General features: G+C 61.6%; 14 protein-coding genes. 11 read left to right on the top strand and 3 right to left on the bottom strand.

Annotated features, from left to right (window positions below):
* The first annotated feature begins 55 nt into the window (after positions 1–55).
* On the top strand, positions 56–1,036 hold the full coding sequence (locus Q0877_RS15335) for a YncE family protein (RefSeq protein WP_299169390.1): 981 nt from the start codon (positions 56–58) through the stop codon (positions 1,034–1,036).
* Positions 1,037–1,042: 6 nt separating this feature from the next.
* Here the strand turns inward: Q0877_RS15335 and Q0877_RS15330 are convergent, their stop codons facing one another.
* Both Q0877_RS15330 and Q0877_RS15325 read right to left on the bottom strand, forming a co-directional pair.
* Positions 1,043–3,757 (bottom strand): DNA methyltransferase, encoded by a 2,715-nt coding sequence (locus Q0877_RS15330; RefSeq protein ID WP_299169388.1) that lies wholly within the window; start codon positions 3,755–3,757, stop codon positions 1,043–1,045.
* Between the two features lie 48 nt (positions 3,758–3,805).
* On the bottom strand, positions 3,806–4,006 hold the full coding sequence (locus Q0877_RS15325; RefSeq protein ID WP_299169386.1) for a hypothetical protein: 201 nt from the start codon (positions 4,004–4,006) through the stop codon (positions 3,806–3,808).
* Positions 4,007–4,321: 315 nt separating this feature from the next.
* Here Q0877_RS15325 and Q0877_RS15320 point away from each other — a divergent pair, with 315 nt between their 5' ends.
* From Q0877_RS15320 to rplI, 9 genes are all read left to right on the top strand, one after another.
* A complete protein-coding gene (locus tag Q0877_RS15320) occupies positions 4,322–5,269 on the top strand; it encodes an ABC transporter ATP-binding protein (RefSeq protein ID WP_299169384.1) in 948 nt (315 codons plus the stop codon).
* A gap of 2 nt (positions 5,270–5,271) precedes the next feature.
* Positions 5,272–6,168 (top strand): ABC transporter permease subunit, encoded by an 897-nt coding sequence (locus tag Q0877_RS15315; protein ID WP_299169383.1) that lies wholly within the window; start codon positions 5,272–5,274, stop codon positions 6,166–6,168.
* Positions 6,169–6,202: 34 nt separating this feature from the next.
* Positions 6,203–7,462: a sensor histidine kinase gene (locus Q0877_RS15310; protein WP_299169381.1), complete on the top strand. Its 1,260-nt coding sequence runs from the start codon at positions 6,203–6,205 to the stop codon at positions 7,460–7,462.
* Entirely contained in the window at positions 7,459–8,142 is a 684-nt protein-coding gene (locus tag Q0877_RS15305; RefSeq protein WP_299169379.1) for a response regulator transcription factor, read from the top strand. The genes Q0877_RS15310 and Q0877_RS15305 overlap by 4 nt, the downstream gene beginning before the upstream one ends.
* Before the next feature lie 85 nt (positions 8,143–8,227).
* A complete protein-coding gene (locus tag Q0877_RS15300; protein ID WP_299169378.1) occupies positions 8,228–9,508 on the top strand; it encodes a M18 family aminopeptidase in 1,281 nt (426 codons plus the stop codon).
* A 177-nt stretch (positions 9,509–9,685) separates the two neighbouring features.
* A complete protein-coding gene (rpsF, locus tag Q0877_RS15295; protein WP_299169376.1) occupies positions 9,686–9,991 on the top strand; it encodes a 30S ribosomal protein S6 in 306 nt (101 codons plus the stop codon).
* Between the two features lie 54 nt (positions 9,992–10,045).
* A complete protein-coding gene (locus tag Q0877_RS15290) occupies positions 10,046–10,609 on the top strand; it encodes a single-stranded DNA-binding protein (RefSeq protein WP_299169375.1) in 564 nt (187 codons plus the stop codon).
* A 99-nt stretch (positions 10,610–10,708) separates the two neighbouring features.
* Positions 10,709–10,948 (top strand): 30S ribosomal protein S18, encoded by a 240-nt coding sequence (rpsR, locus tag Q0877_RS15285; RefSeq protein WP_005273147.1) that lies wholly within the window; start codon positions 10,709–10,711, stop codon positions 10,946–10,948.
* Positions 10,949–10,963: 15 nt separating this feature from the next.
* The gene (rplI, locus tag Q0877_RS15280; RefSeq protein WP_299169373.1) at positions 10,964–11,413 is read left to right on the top strand and encodes a 50S ribosomal protein L9; all 450 of its coding nucleotides are present in this window, start codon (positions 10,964–10,966) and stop codon (positions 11,411–11,413) included.
* Positions 11,414–11,527: 114 nt separating this feature from the next.
* Here the strand turns inward: rplI and Q0877_RS15275 are convergent, their stop codons facing one another.
* Positions 11,528–11,953: a DUF1801 domain-containing protein gene (locus Q0877_RS15275; RefSeq protein ID WP_299169371.1), complete on the bottom strand. Its 426-nt coding sequence runs from the start codon at positions 11,951–11,953 to the stop codon at positions 11,528–11,530.
* A 579-nt stretch (positions 11,954–12,532) separates the two neighbouring features.
* Between Q0877_RS15275 and dnaB the strand changes: the two genes are divergently transcribed.
* Positions 12,533–16,192 carry a replicative DNA helicase gene (dnaB, locus tag Q0877_RS15270; protein WP_299169369.1) on the top strand — a complete coding sequence of 1,220 codons (3,660 nt, stop codon included), beginning with the start codon at positions 12,533–12,535 and terminating at the stop codon, positions 16,190–16,192.
* Positions 16,193–16,206 lie beyond the last annotated feature (14 nt).

Genomic DNA, 16,206 nt, shown 5'->3' with positions numbered 1-16,206 from the left:
TGAGACCGCAGAGCCTACTGAGACTGCAACTCCGTCTCCGTCACCACAGGAAGCCTTGGTCCTCGCTACCGACGCGGCAGGAGCGGATCTTCTAGTCATCAATCCCGCAGACCCCGGCAGCCCTCTCGAGCAGCGGATCCCCGTCGGCGCCGCGCCCTGGGATGTCTACGTGGCGAGGAACCAGGCATTCGTCTCCACTGCGGTTGGGGTGGCCGTCGTCGACCTGGCTGAGCGGCGTCGTACTGCTCTGATTCCATACGCCAACCCTGCTGACCAGATCACGTATGGCGAGTACCGCGCCGGCGGCACGGGGATCGTCGCCAGCGCTGACGGAAGCACCGTCTATGTGGCAGTGCTGCGGACAGACGGCAGCTCGGTTCTGGAGAAAATGGATGTCACCGCAGGCCGGACCGTCGGCACTGTCGAAGTCGGATTGCGCCCCTTTGACATCCTGCTCTCCGCCGACGGCTCAGAGGTCTACACGATCGACCATGATTCGTTCTCGGTCCACGTGGTCAACGCTGAAACGCTCGCTGCGCGACGGATCGAGGTGGCGCCGTTCGGCACGCAGGGCGGCCTCGCCTCCTGGGAGAAGCCGCACTACGGCGCAATTGACGACGCCGGGAACCTTTTGCTGCCCTATCAGGGACTGGCGCTCGCCGTCGTTGATCCCGGGTCAGGTGTTGTCACTGTGGGGGACATGACCGCCAACTCGCATCAGCACGGAACAGCAGTTGTTGACAACACCCTGCTCGTGGTGGGGACTGGATTTTTCGGCAATGCGACCGGATCACCGAATCTGACCGTTCGAAACACCGAAACGAACGCTGAGCGAATCGTGCCGCTGGACCGGTTGCACGAAACAGTCGTGCCCTGGGTCGATCCTGAGTCGGACCGGACCTACGCTCTGCTCTCCGGCGGCTACACGCGGGAGGGCTTCTGGTCGGGGATCACCGTCGTAGACCTCGAAACGTTCGAGCAGCAGGAACTTGCTGTGCCTGGCAGACCTCAGTCGCTGGCCGTCATCGAAGAGTAATTGCTACTACGATTGTTCGAATGGGGCGTAGGGTCGGCTTCCTTCAGTGATTTGCCTGTTCAACGCAGTCAGTCGCCGGACAATCGCCTTGCTGTCCTGCGCAACCGACTTGGGCCAGCCATAACAAGCAGCCACCGCCTCGTCGAGTTGACGGTGCAGCTTCTTCAGGTCGGCGTAGGCGCCATCGTCCACTAGGTTGTAGAGCTTGGTGAGACCGAAGTTTTCAGCGGCGCAGATCGCCTGACGGCGAGCGATAATGTGACGGCTGAGGTCTGCGACAGCTTCTCGCCGTTCGGCGGTAACAGGATCAGGCCACGGAAAGGTCGCGAACACCGACGTCGGTGTGTATCGAAGGCGGGTTTCGAGCGTCGACGACTGGTGCCAAGCCCAGGCATCATGAACGCGGGATGTCAGTACACCCATCGAATAGTCGTCGTCGAATGCGAAGACGTTAGTCAGGTCGCTCGGGCACGTCCATGGTTCTTGCCATGTGAAGAGCGTTCGCTTGCCGACTCGGACTCCAGCGGCCCAGCGGCACTTCACCGAGAGTAGCGCGCGCATCTCCCCTCGGGCGCGGCCGAAAAGCCACCACTTTTCCCGGAAGCCTTTGTCACGATTGCCATCACGCTCCGGTTTTACCCTTTCCCGGACGATTCTGAACGCCCCCGGATATTTGCTCGCGTGTTCCAGCGGCATGACACCGAAGTCGATGATCCAGCGGCGCGGTCCTTGTGCAGGGTCTTCGGTAATGTCGTCGCCGGTTAAGTAGGGCCGCACAACGTCGCGATAGCCGGCTTCCGAAGAGGCAAGCAGCGCCTTCGCTTCATCGTTCGAGATGATGAAACCCGCCCCGACAGGGATGGGCCCCTGAAAACACTTGCCCTTATTCGCGTGAAGAGCTTTCGGCTCCCATCCACCAGCCGCTTCTTCACGTAACGACGGGTTAATGCCGATCACCGGCTCGCCATCGAGATTGAACCCCGCCACCGGCTCGTCGGGCTGCTTGACCCAACTAACGATGCTCACATGCACCTTGGCATCGCCGGGCCACTTCTGGCTCGACACCGCATCAGTGATCACGCCGCCGTTTGCGACAACGTACTCGAGGGATGCTGACCGAGCGCGGTTCTGCGACACCGAGTTCGTTCCGACCAAACCAGCCCGTTGACCAGGCAAAAGATGATCCTGCGCTTTGCGGTACCAGTACACGCACAGGTCCTTGATACCGATCCGGAATCTTTTCTCCAACCACTTCAGGTACTCGTCGCCTAGAGCTGACCGTAGATGTTGAGATCCATAGAACGGCGGATTACCAATGATGACGTCCACCTCTGGCCACTCCACAGCAAGCGCGTCCGCACGCTTCACCGTCGACATATCAACCAGCGGCAACGGATTCTCTGCTGGCCCGTAAAGGTCGATCATCTGACGCTGACCCATCCAGAGCGTCAACCGGGCAATAAGCACCGCGATGCCCTCAATATCCAGCCCGTACAGATTACCGAGCGGGTAATAGGGCAGGGCACCGGTAGGTTTTGGCAGTCCGGTGGCTTGCGCCGTCGTCGTGATCCTGTCTTTCAGGGCCCTCTCAAGGCCACGGAGTTCACGGTAAGCGACGTACAGGAAGTTGCCGCATCCACAGGCAGGATCGAGCACCTTGAAGGCACAGAGCTCGTCGAGAAGTTCAACTCCCTCGCTTGGCGTAGCTACCGCTTCAATCCGCTCCCGCCAGGGCCGGATGATGGTTGGCGTGACTATCTTCATGATGTCCGCTTCGTGGGTGTAATGCGCGCCGAGTTCTGACCTGCGTTCCTCGCCAAGCACGCCCTCCAGGAGGGATCCGAAAATGGTGGGATCGACCTTGCGCCAGTCGAACTGCGCGGCGTTGTCCAGCATGACCAGTTCGTCGCGATTCAAAGACACTGAGGCAGGTTTCGCAAACAGATCGCCATTGACGTAGCGCGTTCCCGCGAGGTCGCCGGTGCGGTTGTGATTGCCCTTCTGGTTCAGGACGTTGAACAGGTACCCCAATTCGGCCGCTGAATTCCGACCGGGAGCCGCGATGAGTCCCTTCACGATCTTCTGCAGCGGATAGCCCTCGATCATGCCAAGGTCTTCTGCGAAGAGACACCAGATCGACTGCAGTACAAAGCGCTGAATCTCATCGATCGGGGCGGCGCTGCGGTCTGCCAGCGACGTGAAAAGGGACGCGACGTGTTGCGCGGCTTCCCGGGTCAGCTGGCGGTGATGTTCGGCAAAGACCGGCTCAACACTGGTGTCCGCGAGGAACAGGAGGGAATCATATTTGTCGGGGAGTTCCGCGAGGGCAAGCTTCAGGCGCGGTTTCGCCGGAAACCGGCCCGGCTCCCAGATCTCGAACTCGTGGAAATTGCTGATGACCACCCACCGCGCTGCCGGCACGCCGGCGTCGTCGTCAGCTGACTCAAGCCAGTATTTCTGGACCTGCTCGCGGGCTGATTGCACCGCAATGCCGGGTTTCTTCATCTCGACAATGAGGGTGGCCGGCCAGTGCAGATCCATAAATCCGGCGGAGCTCTTGAAGTCCTCAAACTTCGCTCCGGCAGTCTGGCGGTTGGAGCCGTAGCACTCGAACAGCTCATTCAAGAAGGTTTGGGCTTCGGCTTTTTCACTGCCCAGGTAGGTGCTCCACCTGGCCGAGAACTGAACCAGTGCCGCCCGTATTTCTTCACCGCTGCGCACTCAAGCGCCCCCAATCGCCGTCGCTGTTTAGATTGTGTGCCTGAAGCCCTACAGAAGCCTTAGCGCATCCTGCCGGTAATAGGCGTCCTGCATAAGCCGCTTGCGTGTCTTTTCGAGAGCAGCGATTGCATCATCCAACGCGAGCTTCGAGTTGGACTCCGCCTCATGCTTGGCAGCCACGGCGCGGGCCTTCTTGGCGCGCGACAGAGAATGTTCGATGTTCAGCAGGACGTCTGAGACCTCGCTCATCACCTGTTCGTGGGCAGCCTCTTCGTGAGAACGGTGAGCGTTTGCTGCGGAGCCGTTGGCCATGCTCTGGTTACCTCTCCAGTCACTTACAGGTACATCGGAAAATCGACGTTTGTGTTGTTCCAGCATAGGCGGTGCAGGGCCGAGAAAACCGGCTTGTCCACAGATCGATCCGGGTCCGGTCTCCAACAGCCCCTCATCCTTTCGACGTACCAGCGCAGCGGGAAGATCATCCCACTGGTCGGCGCCGTGGGGCCGGAATCTCCGTAGTGTTGAAGTATTCCGAAACCCTCCCCTTCCCCAAGGACGCCCATCATGATTGAGGCAGTAGAACTGTCCAAACGCTATGGCGCAAAGACTGCCGTAGACGGTATCTCGTTCAGCGTTAAGCCCGGCCGTGTCACCGGATTCCTCGGTCCCAACGGCGCAGGCAAGTCCACCACCATGCGTATGATCGTCGGACTCGACAACCCTTCGGGCGGCGACGTGCGTGTCAATGGCAAGCATTACGCTCAGCATTCGGCCCCACTCCGCGAGGTAGGCGCCCTGCTCGATGCGAAAGCGGTCCACACCAAGCGCTCGGCCTATAACCACCTTCGCGCGATGGCTGCCACCCACGGCATTCCCAACAGCCGCGTCAAGGAAGTCATCGACATGACCGGCCTCGGACCGGTTGCCAAGAAGCGCGTCGGTGGCTTCTCGCTCGGCATGGGCCAGCGGCTCGGCATTGCGTGCGCACTGCTTGGCGATCCGCACACTGTCATCCTCGACGAGCCGGTTAACGGACTCGATCCGGAGGGCGTGCAGTGGGTACGGCACCTCGCGAAGGGCCTCGCATCCGAGGGCCGCACCGTGTTCCTTTCCTCCCATTTGATGTCTGAAATGGCTCTCACGGCCGACCATCTCATCGTCATCGGGCGAGGCCGGATCATCGCCGACGCCCCGATCAGCGAAATCCTCGACGGGCATGGTCACAGCCGCGCCCGCGTACGCACCGACCGGCCGGGGGAGCTGGTGAGGGCACTGGCCGCCGACGGCGTTTCCAGCCAGCACCTTGAGCCGGAACTCCTCGAAATCACCGGGGCAGACTCCCGCAGAATCGCGGAAGTGGCCCTCGCCCGCCAGATCCTCATCTATGAGCTGACACCCTTGCAGGCCTCGCTTGAGGACGCCTACATGCAACTCACCAGCGACGAGGTCGAGTACCACTCGCACACCCTGACGCAGACTTCTGACACGGCCGGCTCCAAGGAAGGAAAGTAACCATGGCACACACAGCCACTGCACCGGCTCCCGGGAACGCCGAAACTCCCCACGGCACTACCCGCGGTTCCGGCGTGAACTTCGGGCGCGTGCTCAAGTCGGAGTGGATCAAGGTCACCACTGTCCCGTCGACCGTGATCCTGCTGTCCTGCACGCTGATCGTCATGGTGGGCCTCGCAGCGCTCGCCGCCTGGGGCATCAGCACTGCTCAAGGCTCAATGGCGGCAATGGCAGAGCAGGACCCGCAAATGGCGGCCCAAATGGAGGCCCAGGGCGGAATGGACGCTGCTGCCCTGACCGTTCCGTCGTCCGGCTTCATCTTCGGCCAGCTCCTGATTGCTTCCCTGGCGGTAGTCCTGATCGCCTCCGAGTGGGCAACCGGGATGATCCGCTCCACCATGGTTGCAGTCCCCAAGCGGATCCCGGCCCTGTTGGCGAAGAACCTGGTGATCGCCGTCATCGCGTTCGTTATCGGCACCGCTTCGGCTTTCATCTCCTACTTCATCTCGCAGCCCATCCTTGCGGTTGAGGATTTGGACTTCGCGATCACTACGGACGGCGTGCTGCTCAGCATCATCAACACCGGCGCGGCACTTGCCCTTATCGCTGTCCTGGCCATGTCGATCGGGACCCTGCTGCGCAATACGGCCGGCAGCATCGTGACGATCATCGGCTTCCTGTTCGTCCTGCCGATCCTCATCGTGACCCTGTTGTCCAACCTCGCCGACTGGATTCCGGACGCCGCCCGGTTCCTTCCCGACGCCGGTGCCACGCAGATGATCGCCCCCGAAATCGCTGACGACGCCTTCAACCAGTGGCAGGGTGCCCTCGTACTGGGGGGCTGGGCATTGGTTCTCCTGGTGATCTCGCTCATCGTCACGAAGCAGCGCGACGTTTAGCCGGCTGCTGCAACGCGCCCAATAAACTCACTCCATGAGTGAAAAAACCTTGGTGAAGGAGATGGCGGAACGAACGGCCGCCGTCTCCTTCACCGAGATCAACGCCCGGCGTCTCGGCCCAATTCGCCGGTACTTCCGGGAGCATCCACGGGTCATGGATGCCGTGGTAGTCCTGGTCTTCCTTGCCACCACGCTGCCCAACGTGGTGTTCGCCGCGCAGCTGCCGAGCGGCTGGTGGAGCCTGGCACCCGCTGCGGTGGCTGCCCTTGCCCTGTTCTTCCGCCGGACCAACCCTCTGGTGGTTGTGGCGCTGATAACGCTGCAGGAACCGGTCATCCTCCTGATTTCGGAGGGCCGGGGAAGTGTTGGCATTGCCATCTTCTTCGCGCTGTATACGGTGGCCGTTAAGTTTCCCCTGCGGGTAGCCGTCTGGACTCTTGCGGGAGCAGCAGTAATTTCGATTGTTCCCATGTGGTTCGCGATGGGAGACCTCCTTCCCGACGAAGCTCCGTTCCTGATCTGGGTAATCACGGCATTCGTCATCACCTGGTACGTCGTGGCCGTCGGCGTGGGATTGACCATCCGGCGCGAACGGCTGCACGAAAATGAGCTGCGCGAGTGGGCCGAGCGGAATGCGGAACTCGCCTCCGCCAATGAGCGGAACCGGATCGCCCGCGAGATGCACGACGTCGTTGCCCACTCGCTGTCGGTGATGATCGCGCTGTCCGACGGTGCCGCCGTCGTCGTGAAGCGCGATCAGGACCGTGCGCGGGAGGTCCTGACAGAGCTTTCCGCCACCGGGCGAACAGCGCTCGCTGACATGCGCAGGGTGTTGGGAGTCCTCCGCGAAGGGCCTGACGCCGCGCCGCTGGCGCCGCTGCCGGCCGGTGGTTCACTCGCCGGCCTCCTCGAGGGTTTCCACGCCGCCGGGCTGCCCATCCGGGTGCAGCTGAGCGGGCCCGGCCTGCCCGAGGACGCCGCCTTCCAGATGACCATCCACCGCATTGTCCAGGAGTCGCTGACCAACGTGCTGCGCTACGCAAAGGCAGTGACCACGGTTGACGTTTCGATCGCCCGGTTGGGCAACACTGTGAGGGTGCGCGTATCCGACGACGGCCGGGGAGCCATGGAAACGGTGCCTTCAGTAGGCACGGGGCAGGGGATTGCGGGCATGCGTGAGCGCGCAGCCATCTACGGCGGTACGGTGAGTTGCGGACCGGGACCGTCCGGCGGCTGGATTGTTACCGCCGAAGTGCAGATTCCCGTTGAAAACCGTCAGGAGACATCCGCGTGAGCGAACCGACCAAGGTCCTTTTGGTGGATGACCAGCCGCTGCTGCGCATGGGATTCCGGCTGATCCTCGAAGGTGAGGCGGACATGCACATCATCGGCGAGGCTTCCGACGGCGCCGAAGGGGCGCGCCTGGCTGAGCGGTTGGCGCCCGACGTCGTCCTCATGGATGTGCGCATGCCGGTGATGGACGGAATTGAAGCGACGCGACGGATCATCGCCTCGGGTGCGTGCGCCCGTATCATCATCCTCACCACCTTCGACCTCGACGAGTACGCTTTCGCCGGTCTGCGGGCAGGCGCATCGGCTTTTCTCCTCAAGGATGTCGCGCCCGATGAACTCGTGCATGCAGTCCGGGTTGTTGCCAGCGGCGACGCCGTTGTTGCGCCGCGCATCACCCAGCGGCTGCTCGAGGAGTATGTGCGCTCCCGCCCCGACACTCCGAAGCCTCCGCGCGACCCCCTGCTGCAGGATCTGACGCCGCGTGAACTGGAGGTTCTTGGCGCCATCGCGGAAGGCTTGTCCAACGCCGAACTCGCGCACAGGTTCTTCCTGTCCGAGGCCACCGTCAAAACCCATGTGCGCCGAATCCTCACCAAACTGCACCTGCGCGACCGCGTCCAGGCTGTGGTCTACTCCTACGAGACGGGCCTGGTAACGCCGAGTCAGGGACTCGATTTCTGAGCTTCCCGGCTGGTGGCCGCCTTCGGTCCTCTCCAGCCGGATGCCGGCGCTTTGCGCGGCACCTGCGGCCAGTAGGCTTGCAGTCATGACTGCCGCTCACGCCCACATTGCAGACCTCGGCTCCTACGTCAGCGCCTCGCCCTCCAGCTTCCACGCAGCCCATGAGGGCGGCATGCGCCTGCAGGCGGCGGGATTCACCCGGCTGCACGAGGAGGAGGCCTGGGCCGGTGGGCCGGGCCGGTTCTACGTGATCCGCGACGGCGCGCTGATCGCCTGGATCACTCCGCCCACCGCAACGGAGACCACCGGTTTCCACATCCTCGGCGCGCATACTGACTCACCCTCCTTCAAGCTGAAGCCCAAGCCAACCATCGGACGCCACGGCTGGCTGCAGGCCGGCGTCGAAGTCTACGGCGGTCCGCTGCTGAACTCCTGGCTGGACCGTGAGCTGGCGCTCGCGGGCCGGTTGGTAACTCACGACGGCGCGGAGCACCTCGTACACACCGGGCCCCTCCTGCGCTTCCCCCAGCTGGCCATCCATCTCGACCGCGCCGTCAACGACGGCCTGAAGCTCGACAAGCAGCAGCACATGAACCCGGTCTGGGGCCTTGGAGATCCGGGCCGCGCGGACCTCCTGCAGCTCCTCGCCGTTGATGCCGACCTCGAAGCGGCGGAGATCGGCGGCTTCGACGTTGTGGTTGCAGACACCCAGCAGCCCCGGGTGTTCGGCGCGGACGGCGAGTTCTTCGCCTCCGGAAGGCTGGATAACCTCTCCTCTGTCCACGCCGGGCTCACTGCCTTGATTCACGCGACAAACAACGACGCCGGCAACGCGCCCATTGCTGTGCTGGCCGCCTTTGATCATGAGGAAGTCGGAAGCGGGTCCCGTTCGGGAGCGAGCGGACCGTTCCTTGAGGACATCCTGCACCGCGTCTCGGCGGGTCTCGGCGCCGGTGAAGAGCAGCGGCGGCGGGCCTTTGCGTCGTCGTTCTGCGTGTCAGCAGACGCCGGTCACGCCGTTCATCCCAATTATGCGGAGCGCCATGACCCGGCGAACCACCCGGTCCTGAATGGCGGACCGCTGCTGAAGATCAACGCGAATCAGCGGTACACCACTGATGCTCCCGGCGCTGCCTACTGGGCGCGGCTGTGCAGGGATGCCGATGCTCCCTACCAGGAATTCGTGTCCAACAACGTGATGCCGTGCGGATCCACTATCGGGCCACTGACCGCGACGCGGCTTGGGATCAGGACGGTGGACGTCGGAGTTCCGCTGCTGTCCATGCATTCCGCCCGTGAGCTGTGCGGCGTCGAGGATCCGTACCAGCTCACCCGGGCCGTGCAGCGGTTTTTCACCGTTTCCTGACCCGCGCGGGTTGTCCACAGGCGGTTCGGAGGCACGTTGTATGTCCGGTAGTATTGATGAGTCCGTGTCGACGTGGAACCGCTGGGAATTGGCGGATCCCGCGGGCGGATCAACGCTAGAGAACCTCCTGTTGCGGAAAGACCGCGACCGTTTAGCCCAGAGGAGGTGGGTTCACAAATGCGTGCATATGAACTGATGGTAATCATCGACCCCGATGTCGAGGAACGTACCGTTGAGCCAACACTTGAGAAGTTCCTGAACGTCGTTCGTAACCGCGAAGGAACTGTGGACAAGGTAGACATCTGGGGACGTCGCCGCCTTGCCTATGAAATCAAGAAGAAGGCCGAAGGCATTTACGCCGTCGTCAACTTCACCGCTACCCCGGCTATTGCAGCTGAACTTGATCGCCAGCTTGGTCTGAACGAGACCATCATGCGCACCAAGATCATCCGCCCCGAGGAGCAGAAGGTTTCCGCCGAGTAATTTCGGCTATCAAACCAGGCCCGCTTCGGTGGGCACGTGACCGTAGGAGGCACCATGGCAGGCGAGACCACTATCACGGTCGTCGGTAATCTCACCAGCGACCCGGAACTTCGTTTCACCCCGTCAGGCTCTGCAGTGGCTAATTTCACCATTGCGTCAACGCCGCGGACCTTCGACCGTCAGTCCAGCGAGTGGAAGGACGGCGAAACGCTGTTCCTCCGGGCGTCGGTCTGGCGTGAAGCGGCTGAGAACGTCGCGGAAACCCTCACCAAGGGAACCCGTGTTGTTGCTCAGGGCCGCCTCAAGTCACGTACTTATGACACCAAGGAAGGCGAGAAGCGCACCGTCATGGAGTTGGAGGTGGACGAAATCGGTCCATCCCTGCGCTACGCATCCGCCAAGGTAAGCCGTACCCAGCGCTCCGGCGGTGGGGGCGGCGGATTCGGTGGAGACAGCGGCGGCGGCTTCGGCGGCGGTGGCGGCTCAAACCAGGGTTGGAACGGCGGCGGTGGAGGTCAGCAGACCCAGCAGCCGGCACAAGATCCCTGGGGCGCACCGGCCGGCGGAAACTCGTCCGGTTGGGGCAACGGCCCGGATTCATCCGAACCGCCCTTCTAACCTTCAGGGAGCGTCGCCGCAGTGGAGACGCTTCCCATCATGTAATTCCCATCCCGCAGAACCGTTCTGCGGGCTCCACCAGACATAAGGAGCACCACGATGGCTAAGGCTGAACTTCGTAAGCCCAAACCAAAGTCCAACCCCTTGAAGGCCGCTGACGTCACCGTCATCGACTACAAGGACGTAGCACTGCTGCGTAAGTTCATTTCCGACCGCGGAAAGATCCGTGCGCGCCGCGTTACCGGCGTGACCGTGCAGGAACAGCGCAAGATCGCCCAGGCAATCAAGAACGCCCGCGAAGTTGCTCTCCTGCCTTACTCCGGCGCAGGCCGCGGCTAAGGAAAGGAACACACCATGGCAAAGCTTATTCTGACCCAGGAAGTCACCGGTCTGGGAACCGCAGGTGATGTTGTCGAGGTGAAGAACGGTTACGCACGTAACTACCTTCTGCCCCGCGGCTTCGCTCTCACCTGGACCAAGGGTGCCGAAAAGCAGGTGGAGTCGATCAAGGCTGCACGTACTGCCCGCGAGCACGCTTCACTGGAGGACGCTCAGCGTCAGGCTGCGGCCCTCCAGGCGAAGCCTGTGAAGCTGACCGTCAAGGCCGGCGAGTCCGGTCGTCTCTTCGGAACCGTCAAGGCCGATGATGTCGCCAAGGCTGTCGAGGCCGCTGGTCTCGGCGCCATCGACAAGCGCAAGGTTGAACTGCCGGCACACATCAAGTCGGTTGGCAGCTACCAGGCAAACGTTCGTCTGCACGAGGATGTTGCTGCTGTCATCGATCTGGACGTCGTCGCAAGCTAAGTAGCCAGGGGTCCCCGGACGAGCGGAGCGAGTTTGGGGAAGGCAACTTAGCGCTAGCACTGCTGATGAGGCCCTCGTTCCCTCGCGGGAGCGGGGGCCTTTCGCGTGCCCGAATCAGGCCTGTGTGAAGTTCTCGCTCACCATGTAGCGGTGACCCAGATTGATGAGCTGTTCGAGGACATCAAGGTCGACGTCGTCGAGTTTGTTGATGTAAAGGCACGCAGCGCCGGTCTTGTGCTGTCCGAGCTTCCCCAAAAGCTCATCCGCTCCCGGGGCGTAGGTGAGTCCGTAGAGCGCGAGGTTGGCACTTCGTGGGGAGAAGCCGACGGCGAGGGCATCTCCTTCGCGACCGGTCGCGTACTTGTAGTGGTAACTCCCGAAGCCGACCATCGAGGGTCCCCACATCACAGCCTCCTCCCCGGTGATGCGCCCCATCAGTGCCAGGAGATGCTCACCATCCTGCCGCCGTCGTTCGTTGCCTACTGAGTCGATGTAATTCGCGGGGGAAGCGGTAGTGGGCGCAGTCTTGTTATCAGCCATGTACGGAAGTATCTCAGGAGCGTCTGCGCGGTGGAGCGTTGCTCAGGCGGCATATCTTCCTCGAGTGGAGTATTCCCTGTGGCGTACGTTGGCCCGCGGTCCATCAGGCACCCGGCATAGAGGGCCGTCACTACTTCTATTCGCCGTGACGTACGCCATAGCTGAGCCACTCCTTGCTGTGGATAGAGGGTGCATAAAGGCGCCGCCGTAGGGCCAAAATCCCCTCCTGTCAACACGAAAGCAGGGGGTGAACGTTGGGCCGAGAAAGTTTTTCTCCACAGGCTGTTTGGAACGTCTTGCCTAGTCAGACCATGGTTACGGTGGTGAATCGTCGCGAATCCACATAGATATCCCCAGTGTCTTCACACAACACGCCGGACAAATGCCTATTTATACACACCCCCTGTGGATAACTCACTTGGCAGCGGGGTCGACGAGCATTACCGTTGCGGGGTATCCCATACCGCAAAGACTGTCGGTGGCGGCTGGTACCTATGGTTATTCAGCTCGGATCCACCGTCTGCCCTACAGGCGCTCGGTGTGGGGTTCGTGAAAGTTTCGGGAAGGAAGGCCGCACCAGTGTCTTTGGCTCATGCGGATTCATCACAGGACACTCGCTCGCCTGAGTTCTCTCGAACTCCTCCCCAGGATCTGGTCGCGGAGCAGTCCGTCCTTGGTGGAATGATGCTGTCCAAGGACGCTATTGCGGATTGCGTCGAGGTGCTGCGGGGTGTGGATTTTTACCGCCCCGCCCACGAGAGCATCTATGAGTCGATCATCGATCTCTATGGGCGCGGTGAGCCTGCTGATGCTGTCACCGTCTCGGACGAGCTCACCAAGCGCGGAGAGATTTCCCGCATCGGTGGTCCGGCTTACCTTCACACACTGATCCAGTCCGTTCCTACTGCTGCCAACGCCGGCTTCTATGCGGAGATCGTGCGGGAGCGTGCTGTCCTGCGCCGTCTGGTTGATGCCGGGACCAAGATCGTCCAGCTCGGGTACTCCAATGACGGCGAGGTGGATGACATTGTCAACGCCGCCCAGGCCGAGGTTTATGCGGTAGCGGAGCGTCGTACGGCCGAAGATTATGTGCCGCTCAAGGACATCATCGAGGGCACGGTCGACGAGATTGAGTCTGCCGGGCACCGCGGTGAGGGTATGACCGGGGTACCGACAGGTTTCTACGAGTTCGATGAACTCACCCAGGGTTTGCACGGCGGACAGATGATTGTCATCGCAGCCCGGCCGGCAATGGGCAAGGCGCTGGCTCTTGATACCCCGCTGCCGACGCCTACGGGCTGGACAACGATGGGGGACATATCGGTAGGCGATCATGTAATCGCCGCTGATGGCACCCCGACGAAGGTCGTGGCAGCTACCGAGATAATGCAGGGCCACCCGTGTTTCGTCGTCACTTTCGACGACGGCTCCACAATCATTGCCGACGAAGAACACCAGTGGCTGACAGATACTCGAGCGTCGCGTAAGTCCGCTCAAGCGGCGTCCGTTGGTCACCGCGGCGTTCGTAACCAGCGGATCTTCCCCGCAGTTCGGACCACAAAGGAGATCGCGGACACGCTCCGGTGTAACACCGGCGACAAGCGGCTCAACCACTCAGTGCGCAACACCCGTCCGCTGGACTTGCCCCACACCGAGCTCCCGATTGGTCCGTACACGCTGGGGGCGTGGCTCGGAGACGGAGCATCCGCGACCGCTCGGATTACCACCACCGATGACGAGGTGCTCCTCCGTATCGGCGGCGAGGGATACGTGACCAAGCAGATCACGGACATCACCTACTCTGTACGCCTTCCTGAGCAGTACATTTTCCATGGTGTTTGTGTCGTTTGCAGCCGCCCGTTTGAAAACAAGGTTCGCCATGTTCGAACCTGCTCACGCTCGTGCGGTGCTCGAGCAAGTGCTGTATCGGACCCGGTTCCTCCTAGCGTTTGCATGGATTGCGGTGTGCAATGTGCTGGCGGTTTGCGTTGTATGGCGTGCCGTAACGGCAACGGATCTTTGCAAGCCCAGCTGCGCACGCTCGGAGTGCTCGGGAACAAGCACATCCCCGCCCAGTACCTTCGAGCCAGCGAGGCACAGCGGCGCGCTCTTTTGGCCGGTCTGTTGGATACGGACGGCACCATTACCGCGAATGGCTGCGTGCAGTTCGCGGTCACACACGAACGCTTAGCGAAGGATTTCCGCGAGCTTGCCCTTAGCCTTGGCTATCGGACCGGCTGGTGGGAGAAGCCGGTTAAGGGTCGTAGCGCTTCGTCATCGACGTGCTTTGTCATCACGTTTTCAACTGATGACACGGTGTTTGGACTCACCCGCAAGCAGATTCTGCACAAAGAGCGAGACTGCCGGTCCACGCCGAAGCGGACTCAGCGGTTCATCACCTCGGTGGAACGCGTCAAGTCGGTCCCCGTTCGGTGCATACAGGTAGCGAATGAGGAGCACCTATATTTGGCGGGCCGCTCCTTCATACCTACGCATAACTCGACGTTCGCCTTGGACTGGGCCCGTTCGGCTGCCATCAAACACAACATGACGACGGTGTTCTTCTCCCTGGAAATGGGCCGGAACGAGATTGCCATGCGCTTGCTGTCGGCTGAGGCCACGATCGGGCTGCAGGACCTGCGCAAGGGCACCGTGAAGGACGAACAGTGGGGCAAGATCGCGACCACGATGGGCCGTATGAATGATGCCCCGCTCTTCATCGATGACAGCCCGAATATGTCCCTGATGGAGATCCGGGCGAAATGCCGTCGCCTGAAGCAGCGGCATGATCTGAAGCTCGTTGTCCTGGATTACCTGCAGCTGATGTCGTCTGGAAAACGAGTCGAGTCCCGCCAGCAGGAAGTTTCGGAGTTCTCACGCGCACTGAAGCTGCTGGCCAAGGAGCTGAACGTTCCGGTCGTTGCTCTGTCACAGCTCAACCGTGGCTCTGAACAGCGCACGGACAAGCGGCCGATGGTTTCGGATCTTCGCGAATCGGGCTGCCTCACTGCGGATACGCGAGTGCTGCGTTCGGATACCGGTGCTGAAACCACCATGGGTGAGCTGTTCAGGTCCGGCGCCCGGGATGTCCCGGTTTGGTCCTTGGATGACAGCCTTCGATATGTCGAGCGCCACCTGACTCACGTATTCTCTACCGGGATCAAGGAGGTCTACCGTCTAACGCTTGCCTCCGGTAAGACGATACGAGCCACCTCAAACCACCCATTCTTCACATACGACGGCTGGCGTGCACTGGGTCATCTGAAGGTCGGCAACCGACTGGGCGTTCCCCGCCATGTCAACGGGCCTTCGGAGCGGACGCATTGGGACGATTCTCAAGTCATCCTGCTCGCCGGTAGCGTGGGCGAGTTTCTTCCGGAAGAAGTCTTCGCTCTGCCCAAAGCGCAGATCTCCCTTTTCCTGAAACACCTGTGGGCGACCGACGGCTCGGTCACCGCGAACAGGGCCGGTACCGGAGGGCGCATTTATTATGCGTCCACCTCACGTCGGCTCATTGACGACGTCGCCCGGCTGCTCCTCCGCTTCGGTATCAGTGCGAGGGTGAAAACGGCGACGGCAAAGGGCAACTACCGCCCGGGCTATACGCTCGTTGTCTCCGGCGGCGATGATCAGCGCCGGTTCCTTCAGGAGATTGGGGTTCATGGTGCTCGTGCTGCATCTTGCGACCGGCTGCTGGAGATCATTCGGGACAAAACGGCCAACACCAACGTGGACACCGTTCCACTGGAGGTCTGGGACGATGTGAAGTCTATTCTCGCCGAGAAGGATATGACGCACCGCGAGTTCCAAGCTGCCCTTGGGACCCAATACTGCGGATCGACGCTCTATAAGGCCGCTCCCTCCCGGCAGCGATTGGCAAGAGTCGCGGCTGTCTTGGACTCAGCAGACCTTGACGTCATGGCCGTCAACGATCTCCTTTGGGATAGCGTCGTCAGCATCGAACCGGACGGTGAGGAAGAGGTCTTCGACGCGACGGTCCTTGGAAACCACAACTTCGTCGCCAATGGGATCGCCGTTCACAACTCGATCGAGCAGGATGCGGATATGGTCATCCTGCTTCACCGCGATGACGTCTACGACAAGGAGTCACCGCGGGCGGGCGAGGCTGACGTGATCGTCGCGAAGCACCGTAACGGTCCCACGAAGACACTGGTGGTCGGGTTCCAGGGGCACTACTCACGGTTCAACAACATGGCGGCAGATACCGGCGGTTTCTAGGACCCGCACCGGCC

Source organism: uncultured Arthrobacter sp. (genome assembly GCF_947495145.1).
In the GTDB taxonomy this organism is placed as follows: domain Bacteria; phylum Actinomycetota; class Actinomycetes; order Actinomycetales; family Micrococcaceae; genus Arthrobacter_D.
This window is presented reverse-complemented; position numbering and strand designations above follow the sequence as displayed.

Excerpts from the sequence above, each read along its gene's own strand:
- Q0877_RS15315 (WP_299169383.1), top strand. The coding sequence starts at position 5,272 with ATGGCACACACAGCCACTGCACCGGCTCCCGGGAACGCCGAAACTCCC.
- Q0877_RS15320 (WP_299169384.1), top strand. The coding sequence starts at position 4,322 with ATGATTGAGGCAGTAGAACTGTCCAAACGCTATGGCGCAAAGACTGCC.
- Q0877_RS15275 (WP_299169371.1), bottom strand. The coding sequence starts at position 11,953 with ATGGCTGATAACAAGACTGCGCCCACTACCGCTTCCCCCGCGAATTAC.
- rpsR (WP_005273147.1), top strand. The coding sequence starts at position 10,709 with ATGGCTAAGGCTGAACTTCGTAAGCCCAAACCAAAGTCCAACCCCTTG.
- Q0877_RS15310 (WP_299169381.1), top strand. The coding sequence starts at position 6,203 with ATGAGTGAAAAAACCTTGGTGAAGGAGATGGCGGAACGAACGGCCGCC.
- Q0877_RS15290 (WP_299169375.1), top strand. The coding sequence starts at position 10,046 with ATGGCAGGCGAGACCACTATCACGGTCGTCGGTAATCTCACCAGCGAC.
- Q0877_RS15325 (WP_299169386.1), bottom strand. The coding sequence starts at position 4,006 with ATGAGCGAGGTCTCAGACGTCCTGCTGAACATCGAACATTCTCTGTCG.
- rpsF (WP_299169376.1), top strand. The coding sequence starts at position 9,686 with ATGCGTGCATATGAACTGATGGTAATCATCGACCCCGATGTCGAGGAA.
- Q0877_RS15300 (WP_299169378.1), top strand. The coding sequence starts at position 8,228 with ATGACTGCCGCTCACGCCCACATTGCAGACCTCGGCTCCTACGTCAGC.
- rplI (WP_299169373.1), top strand. The coding sequence starts at position 10,964 with ATGGCAAAGCTTATTCTGACCCAGGAAGTCACCGGTCTGGGAACCGCA.